This is a genomic window from Mesorhizobium sp. C416B, assembly GCF_030323165.1.
Classification (GTDB): Bacteria; Pseudomonadota; Alphaproteobacteria; order Rhizobiales; family Rhizobiaceae; genus Mesorhizobium.
Genome location: NZ_CP100471.1, coordinates 1,271,299 through 1,283,206, shown reverse-complemented (window position 1 = coordinate 1,283,206; position 11,908 = coordinate 1,271,299). Strand labels below are relative to the sequence as shown.

Genomic DNA, 11,908 nt, shown 5'->3' with positions numbered 1-11,908 from the left:
CAGTCAGGATAGTCGGAACGCGGCGCGCCTTCGGGTGTTATAGGAGATGGCACCGAAAACCCCGACCATTGCGCGCATCTGGCGCGGCAGGACCTCGCCCGGCAGGGCCGACGCCTATGAGCGCTACAATTACGAGGCTGGTATCAAGCCGCTGATCGAGAAAGCGCTTGGCGTGCAGACTTTTCGCGAGGACACGCCGACGCATTCGGAATTCATCACCATCTCCTATTGGGAGAGCGTCGAGGCGATGGCCGCCTTTACCGGCGGCGATCCGCAAAGCATCCACCATCTCGACCGCGACAAGGAGTTCCTGATCGAATTGCCGAAGGGTGTCCAGGTGCTGCGAATCCGTTCCAGCCACGGACTGGTTGGCGGCAGCTGATGTTTGCGGGCTTTGACGCCAGGACCGTTCAAATGGAGGAGACATCGATCTTTGTCAGGGCCGGTGGCTCAGGGCCGCCGTTGCTGCTCCTGCATGGCTTTCCCGAAACGCATGTGATGTGGCGGGACATCGCCGTGGCCCTGGCGCCGCATTTCAGCGTGGTCGCCGCCGATCTGAGAGGCTACGGACAAAGCGGCTGTCCGGCTTCCGGAGCCAATCATGCCGCCTATTCCAAACGAGCGATGGCGCGCGACATGGTGCAGGTTATGGACGTTCTCGGTTTCGACCGTTTCATGGTTGCCGGCCACGACCGTGGCGGTCGCGTCGCCTACCGGCTGGCGCTCGACCATCCCGAAACCGTGTCGAAAGTCGCCGTTCTCGACATCGTCCCCACGGCCTCCGCCTGGGATCGGGCCGATGCCAGGTTGGCGCTGGCCTTCTGGCCGTGGAGCCTGCTCGCCCAGCCGGAACCGCTGCCTGAGCGCCTGTTGTCCGCAGCACCCGACGCAGTTGTCGACAATGCGATCGCCGGCTGGGGCTCGGCTCCAGATGCTTTTCCCGCTGAGGTCAGGGCCGCCTATATCGAGGCGCTGCGTGATCCCGCCCATGCCCACGCCATCTGCGAGGAATATCGCGCCGCCGCAGGCATCGACCGCGAGCACGACGCGCAGGACCAGGCTGATGGCTGTCGCATCAGATGCCCGCTGCTTGCGCTCTGGAGCGGCGAGGGCGGGTTGGAGAACTGGTATGCGGAGGAGGGCGGCCCGTTGGCGATCTGGCGGCAATGGGCTGATAACGTCGGAGGCGGCTCGGTCAAGGGTGGGCATTTCTTCCCGGAAGAGCACCCCGAAGACACGGCTGCAAGGCTGTCGAGATTCTTCGCAAGCTGACTACGGGCCGATTGCTAAATCCGGCCCTGTGTAGTCCTGTGTCGACTATCTCAGATGCCCGAGGGATTGCAGGATCAAAGTGCTCGAAAGACCAAGCAGGGCGATACCGTACAACCGGTCGATCCACACGGCGTTTGGCCCAGCCAGAAGCCTTGCAGCCCGCGCGCCAAGGGCTGCGTAAAACGTCAGCACAAACACATCGGCAAGCGCGGCGATAATGGCCAGGATGCCATACTGGATCGCGATCGGCTCATCCACGCGGACAAAATGCGGCAGGATCGCGGGGAAAAGCAGCCAGGCCGCCGGATTTGTGACCGCCACCAGGAAGCAGCGCCCAATGAGTGCCTTGGCTGAATGGCGTGTTTCGGGAACGTTAGGGTTGAACGAAGGTCGGGACGCGGTGCGCAGGGTACCGATGGCGACGAAAAGCAGATAGCCCGCGCCGAACATCCTGAGAGCCGAGAGATAGAATTCCGAAGCCAGCAGAAGAGCGCCGAAGCCCAGCGCGACGATGCTGATAAGAACGAAATCAGACAGTACGACGCCGGCCATGCCGAGAAACGCGCGTCGAAAACCGTAGCGGGAGCCGTTGGTGATGGCGAGCACGACGTCCGGTCCCGGAACCGCCATTCCGAGCACCGACACGAAGGCAAATGTCACCAGCGGCAGGTTTCCCATGACGCCGCGTAATGCACCCGGCGCTCACCGTCCGTAACGCCCTTCACACAGCGGCTTGGCTATCGCCGATTGTTGTTGGCCACCTTGGCTCAGTGCCCGCCGCGCATCTTCACCACCACAGTCCTCACCGCCAGGACCAGCACGGTGATGATGATCAGGATCACCGAAAGGGCTGCGATCGCCGGGTCGATGTTGTCGCGCAGGCCCATCCACATCAGCCGCGGCAGCGTGATGGCGTTGACCGAGGTGATGAACAGGGTCACGCCGATCTCTTCCCAAGACAGCACGAAGGAGAGAAGTGCAGCGGTGACGATGCCGAACTTGATGTTGGGCATGATGATGCGCGTCGCGCGTTCCCACACGCCGGCGCCAAGGCCGCGCGCGGCAAGGTCGATGCGGCGGTCGAACTGGCTGAGCGAGACCAGGATCAGCACCGTGGCGAAAGGCACCGTCATCACCGAATGCGCCATGGCGACGCCGAGCCATGTGTCATAGCCAAAGAACGAGCTCATGCCCGAGATCGACGTCAGCAGGAAGTAGAGCGTGATCGCCGAGACCACCGGCGGCACCACCATCGGCAACAGCACGAAGCCGACAAGGGTGGCCGTGAAGCGCGGCTGGAACATCCAGACGCCAAGGCTGAAGCACAGCGCCAGCACGGTGGAGATGACGCTGCTGACGATGCCGATGCGGATCGACAGCAGGATGGCGTCGAGCCAGCGCGGATCCTCGATCAGCGCGCGGTAGTGGCGCAGCGACAGTTCGCCCGTCGGCATAGCCAGCATGCGGCTTGGCGTCAGCGACACCGGGATGACCGCCAGCAGCGGCAGCAGCAGGAACAGTGCCACCAGCACGGCGAGGATCAGCGAGACGGGACCGGGGCGATAGGTCGGCATCAGATCAGTTGCTTCGGTCTGACATAGCGGAACAGCAGCGCCATGAGCGCGCCGACGAACAGCACCAGCACGACGCTGATCGCCGCGCCCAGTCCCCAATCGGGACTCTGGAAGATGCGCAGATAGATCAGCTCGGCGATCATCACGCTGCGGCCGCCGCCGAGGATCGCCGGCGTGACGAAGAAGCCGAGCGAGAAGACGAACACGATCATCGCCGAACCGATGATGCCGGAGCGCGTCATCGGCACGAACACGGTCCAGAAGGTGCGCATACGGCTGGAGCCGAGCCCGCGCGCCGCGAGCAGCACGCGCTCGTCGAGGCTGCGCATGGCGGAGGCCAGCGGGAACACCGCGAAGGGAATGAGGAAATGCGTCATGCCGACGATGACGCCGAACTCGTTGCGCACCAGCGCCAGCGGCTCGGAGATGAAGCCGATCGATTGTAGCCAGGTGTTGATCAGGCCGCGGTTGGACAAAAGCGCCACCCAGCCGAAGGCGCGGGTCAGCACCGAGATCCAGAAGGGGACGAGAATGCAGAATTCAGCGATTATGCGCTGTGCCGGGCTGCCGCGCACCCACACCATGGTGATGGCGTATGCCGCCGCCACGGAAACCACGGTGACGATCAGCGCGATGCGCAGCGTGCGGATGAACACAGACTGCACCAGGGCATCGGTGGCGAGCGCGCCATACTGGCCGAGCCCCGGTGTCGGCAAGGTGACGCTCCACTTGACGACGCCGAGGAACGGCCAGGCGTAGGCCAGCACAAGGAACAGAAGCAGCGGCGCCATCAGCACCGCCGCGCCCATCCTGTCGGAGAGGGTGCCTCTCATCGAAGCTCGTGCCCGGCCTGGTCAGGCCGAGATGATCTTGGTGTATTCGTCGAGTGCTGCCCCGTAATTCTTGGCGTACCAGTCCATGTCGAGCGCGATCTGCTTCTTCATGTTTTCGGGATCGACCGGGTTGATGCGCTTCTTGTCGGCGGGGATCAGCGCATCGGCGGCCGGATTGGCCGGACCCTGTCCGAGCTTGTCGAACATCACCAGTTGCTTTTGCGGATCCTGGGCGCTGGCGATGAACTTCATCGCTGCGTCCTTGCCGCCGGGGTTGCCCTTGAGCACGGCCAGCGCGCCGGGCGAAATCAGGCCCTGATCCCAGATGAACTTGATCTTGCCGCCCGAGTCCTGCTCGATCAGCGAGGCGCGGGTCGACCACACGATCGCCATCGAGGCTTCGCCGTTGAGCAGCACGCTCTGGCTCTCGGCGCCGCCGCCCCAGTAAGCCACGACGTTTTCCTTCAAAGCGGCGATCTTGTCATGCGCTCGCTTCAGGTCGAGCGGGTAGAGCGAGGCCGGCGCGATGCCGTCTGCAAGCAGCGCTGCTTCCCAGCTCGACACGCCCCATTTGTAGAGCGAGCGCTTGCCCGGAAACTTCTTCACGTCGAAGAAGTCGGCCATGCCGGTCGGCGCGTCCTTGCCGTATTTCTCCGAGTCATAGGCGATGACGTAGGAGAAGAAATAGGTCGAGGCCGCGTATTCCCAGCCGAAGCCTTCTCGCATCTTCTTCTTGTCGACGACGGCGTAGTCGATCGGCTCGAGCGCACCCTGGGCGCCGAGCGTGATGGCCGAGAACGGGTCGACATCGACGAGATCCCAGGTCGGCGCGCCGCTCTTGAACTGTGCGGCAATCGCGCCTTCGGTCGGGCCCGAACCGTCCATCTTGACGGCGATGCCGGTCTCCTTAGTGAAGGCCTGGCCATAGGCGGCGTCATAAGCGGTGAGGGCATCGCCGCCCCAGTTCACCAGCACCAGCTCCTTGGCCGCGGCGAAGGCTCCGGTCGAGCGCAAGAGCATCGGCGTGCCGGCCAGCACAAGTGCGGCGAGCTGCGTGAATTGCCGGCGCGAAATCTCGCCGCGCGCTGCCCTAGCGGACAAGCCGTCCATGGCTTGTTTTTTGGTTTCGTTTGTCATGTCAGTTCCCCTTTTTGTTGTTGATAATTCCGGTAGTTGGCGCGAATCCCAGATTCATTGCTGGAAGCCCGCTTTGGTCGTCATCCTCCGTCCGGAAGGAGGAAACCTTTTTCCGCCGGCCAGGTCAGCCAGACGGAATTGCCTTTGCTCAGCGCCGCGGCCGCGACCTCGTTCGGCACCGACACCGTCACCTTGGCGCCCTGGCGCGTCGTCAGGTCGAGCTTGGTCGCCGCACCCAGATAGGTCGAGCCGATGGCGGTGGCGGCGATGCCATTCTCGCCGGTGGCGGCTTCGCGCGCGATCGACATATGTTCGGGCCGGATCGCCAATATGGCGTTGCCGTTCACCGCCTCGGCATTGCCGCGCAGCGTGATCGCGCGGTCTTCGCAGAGCGCGGTCGCGCCATTGTCGGCGCGCTTCACGCCCTTGAGCGGCAGCATGTTGATCTCGCCCAGGAACTCAGCGACGAAACGATTGGCCGGCCGGTCATACACCTCGTCCGGTGCACCGACCTGCAGCAATTTGCCATGGTTGAAGATGGCGACGCGCGACGACAGCGCCAGCGCCTCGCTCTGGTCGTGGGTAACGAAGACGAAGGTGGTGCCGGTCTCCTGATGCAGCCGCTTCATCTCGGCCTGCATCTGGCCGCGCAGGCTCTTGTCGAGCGCTGAGAACGGCTCGTCGAGGAGCAGCACGCCGGGTTCGAACACCAAAGCGCGGGCCAACGCCACGCGCTGCTGCTGGCCGCCGGAAAGCTGCGCCGGCAGTTTCGTCTCATGGCCCTTGAGGCCGACGCGCTCGATCATCTCGGCAACGCGGCGCTTGATCTCGCCAGCCGATTTCTTGCGTACCTTGAGCGGGAAGGCGATGTTGGCCTCGACCGACATGTGCGGGAACAGCGCATAGCCCTGGAAGACCATGCCGGCGGCACGCTGTTCGGCCGGCCGCTCGGTGATGTCGATGCCGTCGCTGAAAAGCTTGCCGGCGGTCGGTTGCACGAAGCCGGCGAGGATCATCAGGAATGTGGTCTTGCCCGAGCCGGAGGGACCGAGCAGCGTCAAAAACTCGCCGCGGCCGATATTGAGCGTCAGGTCGTCCAGCGCCTGGAACGAGCCGAAGCTCTTGCCGATCCCGATTGCCTTGATCTCTGCGGCCCGGCCGGGTTGCTGCATCCTGCCTCTTCCTTGATCGTGGCTTGAGCGTAGGGCAGTGCGCCGGCTCACCGCAACCGAATAGTTTTCGCCTGATCGGCAAATTTGATTCACGGATGGGAGGCTAGTACGGGCTGATCCGGTTCTCCGACAGCTTCGAACTCAACCACCCATTGAATGCTTCCAGCACCGGGTGGCTGGCCTTGGCATGTTCCGACACCAGGAAATACGAGCGCGGCGAGGGGATCGCGATGTCGAAGGGGCGCACCAGACGGCCTTCGCTCAGCGCCCGGCGGCTGGTCAGCTCGTCGCCCATGGCGATGCCCTGGCCGGCGATCGCCGCGGAAAAAACGAGGTTCATGTCCGAGAAGAAGATGCCGCCTTCGGTGTCGGGGTTTTCCACCTTGGACAGCGCCAGCCAGCGCGCCCAGTCCTCGGTGTCGCCGAGATGCAGGAGATTGGCGCGCAGCACGTCGGCCGGTTTTGAAAAGCCGCCGACCTTGTTGAGCAGTGTCGGGCTGCAAAGTGGCGTGAACGAGATTTCGCACAGCAACTCCACCGAGCGGTTCGGCCAGTTGCCGACGCCGAAGGCAATGAAGGCATCGGCGTCCGGATTGCTGACATCGTCCAGCCGCCGCGGCGTCAGGATCGACAGCGCCACGTCCGGATACATCTGCCGGAACTCGCCGATGTGCGTGCACAGGAACAGAGAGGCGAAGCCCGGCGTGCAGGAAACGGCGAACGAACCGCCGACGCCCGTGCCGGCCTGGCGCGTCACCGCATCGCCGAGCACCGTCAGCGCCTTTCTCACATCGGCGGCATAGCGCTGGCCGCGCGGTGTCAGCGCCACGCCCTTGCCGATGCGCTCCAGCAGGTCGAAGCCGAGGTCGCGTTCGAGCAGCCGCAACTGATGGCTGACGGCGCTGCGGGTCAAATGCAGTTCATCGGCTGCGCGCCAGACACTGCCGTGACGGGCAAAACTGTCGAGGGCGCGCAGCGCCTGTGTGGAAGGTATTCGCAAGAGGCCTCAGGTGAACCGAATTTGCATGAACCGGAAAAACATATCACTTTTTGCAATGCCGCTTCACTGCTTTCTTGGGCCGCATGGAGAAACCGGTGACGACCTCGGCGCAAGCCACCGCGCTTGCCTGTCTCGATAGCATCCAGCCGTCGCTGTCGGCGTGGACGCGCACCATTTTCGATTTCGGCGAAACAGCCTGGCGCGAATACCAGTCGGCGGCCTGGTATGTCGCGCGGCTGAAGCATGAGGGCTTTTCGGTCGAGGAAGGGTCGGCCGGCATGCCGACCGCCTTTTGCGCCCACTGGACGAACGGCCCGGGGCCGACCATCGGCATGTACGGCGAATACGACGCCGTGCCCGGCAACTGCCAGGACGCGGCAACGGTGAAGCGATCGCGGCCGGGCCTCGGCAGCGAGGCCGGCGGCCACACCGATCCGCATTCCGGGCTTGGCATTGCCGGCCTCGGCGGACTTCTCGCCACCAAGGCGGCAATGCAACGCCACGGCATCGAGGGGACGCTGCGCTTCACCGGCGAGCCGGCCGAGAAGGTCAGGGGCTCGAAGCCGATCCATGCAGCCAAAGGCTATTATGACGGCCTTGCCGGCATGATCTCGTTCCATCCCTTCTATATGCTGCCGCTCTGCAACACGGCGCGTTGGGACACGCATTGCGGCGCGGCCTATGCGATGATCTACCGTTTTGTCTGCGACGAACCCGAAAACTGGGTTCGCGCAAGCGATGGCGCGCCGATCCCGCAGGCGCATTCGGCGGTGCGGGCGCCCGGCGCCAATGACGCGCTGATGACGATGTACATGACCTCCAAGGCGCTGCGCGATTCCATGCTGCCTCACCAGGGCGGCTGGTCGATCAGCGAGGCGATCCTCACCGCCGGGCAGGCGACCGCCGACAATCTGCCGGCGGGGCTGGCCGAGATCCAGTACATGATCCGCGTGCCGACCATTGCCATGGCAGAGCAGGTCACCGCGGTGCTCGACCGTAATGCGGCCGCGGCCGCGGCGATCAGCGGTTGTCGCTATGAGCGCCATTGGGTGTCGAAGTCGCGGCCGGGCCTCGCCAATCACGCCATGGCAGGGATTGCCTATGAGGCGCTGTCCACCGTTGGCGCTCCGAACTGGGACGACGCGGCGAAAGCGATCGGTCGCGAGGTCCAGGTCAATGCCGGCGGCACCGCGACCGACAACCCTTTCATGGACGAGATGGAGCGGCTGGTTGCGCCGCAAGAGGCCGAGGCAATCCTGCGCCGCGATTTGCCTCCGTCGCAGATCAACTCGACCTCCGACGACTACACCGACATGTCGTGGCACACGCCGACCGCACGCTTCTATGTCGCCCGCCCGGCGCTGCGCTCGGCGAATGGCCATGCCTATCCATCCTGGGCGATGAACGCGCTGGGCGGTATCTCGGCCACCATCGACCCGATGGTCATTTGCGCCGCCAAGACGGTTGCGCTTGCAGCCCTCCGCCTGCTCGAGGACAAGGCCGCGCGCGATGCGGCGATGGACGAATTCGTCACCCGCACCGGCGGCGGCATTGGTGGCTCCAACTGGATCGCGCCGCTTTGCGACTATGACCCGCCGATCAATTTCCGCTGGCCGGAATATGTCACCACCGCGCGGGGGCGCGATTGGTGGATTCCGAGCAGCCAACCCAATCAAGCTGCATAGTCAAATCGAGGAGAACCTTATGACCGTCCATGATCGCATCATCGCCGAACCGTTCTCGCTGCAGCGCCGCAATCCCGCCGGCGGCACCAAGCCGCTGACATCATGGGGCTTTGCCAACGAGACCGACGTGCTGACAGACGTGTTGCTCGGCTCGCCAAACTTCCTGCGCCACCTCTCGACCAGCTCGCTGTCGCGCAAGCATTTGCGCGAAGCGCCCTGCAACGTTCAGATCGCCCAGGCGCAGCACAAGGACCTCGTCGCCGCCTATGAGCATTTCGGCGTCAACATCCACTGGCACGAGCCGACGCCGGAACTGCCGATGCAGGTCTATTCCAGAGACTCCAGCGTCATGACGCCCTACGGCGCCTTCATCACCGCCATGGCCAATTGGTGGCGGCGCGGCGAGAACTATGCCGCCATCCGCACCTATGAAAAGCTCGGCATCCCCATCTACGACATGGTCACGGCTGGCACCTTCGAAGGCGGCGACTTCAACGTCATCGAGGAGGGCGTGGTGCTGATCGGCTGCGGCGGCGCCCGGACGCAGGAAGAGGGCGCCCGCCAGGTGCAGGACTGGTTCGAAAAGGAAGGCTGGGAAACGCGCCTCGCCTTCATCGACGAATATTACGTCCATATCGACCTGATGGTGGTGCCGATCGCCGAGAAGCTCACCGCGGTGTGCCTCGCCTGCACCGAGCCCGGCATTGTCGACTGGCTGAAGGGCAAGGGCCACGAGATCATCGACGTGCCCTTCCAGGACACGATGGCGCTCGGCTGCAACTTCATGTCGCTCGGCAAGGACAGGGTGATCGCGCCGACGTCGAGCCAGTCGCTGATCGGCCAACTCAAGGCGCGCGGCTTCGAGGTTGCTGCCGTCGACATGAGCGAGATTTCCAAGACCGGCGGCGGCATTCACTGCATGGCGCAGGCGCTCAAGCGCGAGCCGGCGTAAGGGCACGAATTGCCGCCGGGACCTGTGACGAACTGCTGCCAGATTTGACAAAACAGGCCCGGCAGAGGAAATTGATGCCGTTAGAGGAGGGATTCTGTGAAGAAAACTTACGAAAAGCCGAGTCTGGCCAAAGCCGGCAAACTCGGATCGCTGGTCGCTTCAAACCCGTCGAAGCCCGCCCCCTGAGCGCAACCAGCCGCTGAGGCCGAAATTCGGTCGTCCTGGTTATCGGCGACCGGATCGCGCTGTATGATTGAAGGGAGCCCGCCGGCTTTGAACGGCGGGCTTTTTGCTTGCGCCAGAGCGCTGCCGCGTCTGCCGGCTAGTCCAATCTGCCCGAACCTGAATTGAACTTGCGCCGGGCGTTTTCCAGATGCGCCCGCATCGCTTGGCCGGCCGCTTCCGGGTCGCGGCGCTCGATCGCCTCGAGCACCGCCTGGTGGCCGGCAAAACTCGTGCGGTTTTCGATCTCCGTATTGGCTACGTGGATGCGCTGATTGATCAGCCATTCGACCTAGCCGTTGATTTTGAAACCAAGCCAGCTTCCCCAAAAGATCATGCCCAAACAAAGCCATAGCGCGAAGACCACATGCGCGCCGTTCCCGCCCACCCGGCGATCAGGGAGTGGCTGGCGTGAGATGGCCGCGCTGACGACGGAACGAGATCGCCTCGTCTGGCCGGCCGGACTCTCGACGGCGTGGTCCGGCCGGAATTCCATCTGCTATGCGGGTATCAATACGGCGATGCGATGCACGCCGACCTCCTTGCTTGTATTCGTCGCTTCATCGGTCTTGCCCTTGGAGCAGGTGTACATATCACCCGTCTTTAGCTTGAATTCCTTGTCCGCTTTCTTGATCGTGAATGCACCTGAGGTAATGGTGCACACCATGTCGTTGTCCATCACGGTTTGAGGAGCATGTGCTCCGGGCTGAAACACAACGTCGATAATTGCGATGCTCTTGTAGGCGGGAATGTCTGCATTGCCGGTGCCGACCTCCACCACCCTGACACCGGGCGCAATCTCCTTGCCCTCTTTCGGGCCGTATTTCTTGATTTTTGCCGATGCCGCCAAGGTGAACAAAGGCGCTACCGCGGCGGTCGTCAGACCGAGGGCAATTGCAGACCTGCGATTCATGGTTTTCATTGCATCCTCCCGATGCTCGTCATGCATGGATATGCACGATCCTCGATATATTAGCACAAACGAATTTACTTGTATGCAAAGTGGCTGTGGCGCAGGCCAGCAAGGAAATGCTCCGCCGGATAATGTCGCTTCACTGTACCTTTTGCCGGAATTTCGAATGACAGGTCGAGCAATCCTGCAGGATGAGATGCAGGATATGCTCCGCCGGCAGTTTGGTCGGATCGGCTTCCTCTGGAATCGAGCGCTTGCCGAGCAGGCTGCCGCCGCCCATCGCCAGGCCGGTGCCCATGCGCATGTCATCGGTGATGACGGCCGGCGCGCTTTCGGCCTTGGCGGCCAGAGCGTCGGCCAGCGTTCCGATATGATTTGCCAGGGCCTCGAATTCCGCCCGTGACTGATCGATCTCCAGCCTGGCCTGCGAAGGCGGTCCAAGCGAGCCGCTCGGAAATTCGGCAATCAGGGCAGGGCCGGTGCGAGCGCGCAGCGTGTCCGCTGCCGCCTTGAAGGCTGCGGCGTCATAGGGTTGCCTGCGGTCGAACATGCCGGCAATGGTTTTCGCAGCCGCCGCCATCTCCTTCATCGACGCCTGGCGGGCCGCGACGATCGGCCCGCTGCCGACGGAGGCGCCCATCGTAAGGGCACAGACCAGCCACAGCAGCGCCGCTTTCACAGTCCATCTCACGGCGCCATGTCCTTGCCCCATCCATCCGTGCTCAGCCAGCCGCAGCAGGGGTTCGACCTGCAGTCGGATTCTTCGGTCGTGATGCCGGTTCTCATCGGTAAATTCCCGTCGCCGGAGGTCTCCGTCTCTGAGCAGATAGACCTTCCAGCCGCCGGAAGGTCAACTGATTGAGAAGGCCGATCAGCGGGCAATCAGCACAGGCTTGCAGCAGGCTGACGCAGCGTTTCCTTGACTTGGATCGCAAAAACGGGCAGCAAGGCGGGGGTGAGGGAGAGCATTCTACCGTGGCGCAGACCATGGAGTGCTCTTTTTTTCGTATCAGGCGCCGCATAATCGGTGGCTGATGGAGGGATTGGTTAACCAACTTTGTCCATCTTTTGATTCAATCGGCAACAGACGCGAAAGGTGCAGGGGGCACCAGCGAACTGTGGATGTCACGGATGCGAGGGTCGCAAGC

The 11,908-nt window shown here is 63.3% G+C and carries 13 protein-coding genes; 4 read left to right on the top strand and 9 right to left on the bottom strand.

Annotated features, from left to right (window positions below):
• Nucleotides 1–46 precede the first annotated feature (46 nt).
• Both NLY43_RS06495 and NLY43_RS06490 read left to right on the top strand, forming a co-directional pair.
• A complete protein-coding gene (locus NLY43_RS06495) occupies nt 47–382 on the top strand; it encodes an antibiotic biosynthesis monooxygenase family protein (protein ID WP_023738659.1) in 336 nt (111 codons plus the stop codon).
• Nucleotides 382–1,272 carry an alpha/beta fold hydrolase gene (locus tag NLY43_RS06490; RefSeq protein ID WP_023684769.1) on the top strand — a complete coding sequence of 297 codons (891 nt, stop codon included), beginning with the start codon at nt 382–384 and terminating at the stop codon, nt 1,270–1,272. Before NLY43_RS06495 ends, NLY43_RS06490 begins: the two co-directional genes overlap by 1 nt.
• A 45-nt stretch (nt 1,273–1,317) precedes the next feature.
• Here NLY43_RS06490 and NLY43_RS06485 read toward each other — a convergent pair whose 3' ends face one another.
• From NLY43_RS06485 to NLY43_RS06460, 6 genes are all read right to left on the bottom strand, one after another.
• The gene (locus NLY43_RS06485) at nt 1,318–1,902 is read right to left on the bottom strand and encodes a LysE family translocator (RefSeq protein ID WP_280790913.1); all 585 of its coding nucleotides are present in this window, start codon (nt 1,900–1,902) and stop codon (nt 1,318–1,320) included.
• Nucleotides 1,903–2,039: 137 nt separating this feature from the next.
• Nucleotides 2,040–2,846 carry an ABC transporter permease gene (locus NLY43_RS06480; protein ID WP_023711886.1) on the bottom strand — a complete coding sequence of 269 codons (807 nt, stop codon included), beginning with the start codon at nt 2,844–2,846 and terminating at the stop codon, nt 2,040–2,042.
• Nucleotides 2,846–3,679, bottom strand: a complete 834-nt coding sequence (locus NLY43_RS06475; RefSeq protein ID WP_023670301.1) for an ABC transporter permease — start codon at nt 3,677–3,679, stop codon at nt 2,846–2,848. The genes NLY43_RS06480 and NLY43_RS06475 overlap by 1 nt, the downstream gene beginning before the upstream one ends.
• A gap of 21 nt (nt 3,680–3,700) precedes the next feature.
• A complete protein-coding gene (locus NLY43_RS06470; protein WP_023711885.1) occupies nt 3,701–4,816 on the bottom strand; it encodes an ABC transporter substrate-binding protein in 1,116 nt (371 codons plus the stop codon).
• A gap of 80 nt (nt 4,817–4,896) precedes the next feature.
• A complete protein-coding gene (locus NLY43_RS06465; RefSeq protein WP_023670303.1) occupies nt 4,897–5,988 on the bottom strand; it encodes an ABC transporter ATP-binding protein in 1,092 nt (363 codons plus the stop codon).
• A gap of 103 nt (nt 5,989–6,091) precedes the next feature.
• Nucleotides 6,092–6,988: a LysR substrate-binding domain-containing protein gene (locus tag NLY43_RS06460; RefSeq protein WP_023670304.1), complete on the bottom strand. Its 897-nt coding sequence runs from the start codon at nt 6,986–6,988 to the stop codon at nt 6,092–6,094.
• Between the two features lie 83 nt (nt 6,989–7,071).
• Here NLY43_RS06460 and NLY43_RS06455 point away from each other — a divergent pair, with 83 nt between their 5' ends.
• Nucleotides 7,072–8,673, top strand: coding sequence for a zinc-binding metallopeptidase family protein (locus tag NLY43_RS06455; protein WP_031199435.1), 1,602 nt, complete (start codon nt 7,072–7,074; stop codon nt 8,671–8,673).
• Nucleotides 8,674–8,692: 19 nt separating this feature from the next.
• Complete coding sequence (locus NLY43_RS06450) at nt 8,693–9,625, top strand: dimethylarginine dimethylaminohydrolase family protein (protein WP_023711883.1); 933 nt, start codon at nt 8,693–8,695, stop codon at nt 9,623–9,625.
• Nucleotides 9,626–9,947: 322 nt separating this feature from the next.
• Here the strand turns inward: NLY43_RS06450 and NLY43_RS06445 are convergent, their stop codons facing one another.
• The 3 genes from NLY43_RS06445 to NLY43_RS06435 form a co-directional block, all read right to left on the bottom strand.
• Nucleotides 9,948–10,058 (bottom strand): FCD domain-containing protein, encoded by a 111-nt coding sequence (locus NLY43_RS06445; protein WP_023711882.1) that lies wholly within the window; start codon nt 10,056–10,058, stop codon nt 9,948–9,950.
• A 288-nt stretch (nt 10,059–10,346) separates the two neighbouring features.
• Entirely contained in the window at nt 10,347–10,769 is a 423-nt protein-coding gene (locus NLY43_RS06440) for a hypothetical protein (protein WP_023684778.1), read from the bottom strand.
• Between the two features lie 130 nt (nt 10,770–10,899).
• Nucleotides 10,900–11,451 (bottom strand): cytochrome c, encoded by a 552-nt coding sequence (locus tag NLY43_RS06435; protein WP_031199434.1) that lies wholly within the window; start codon nt 11,449–11,451, stop codon nt 10,900–10,902.
• Nucleotides 11,452–11,908 lie beyond the last annotated feature (457 nt).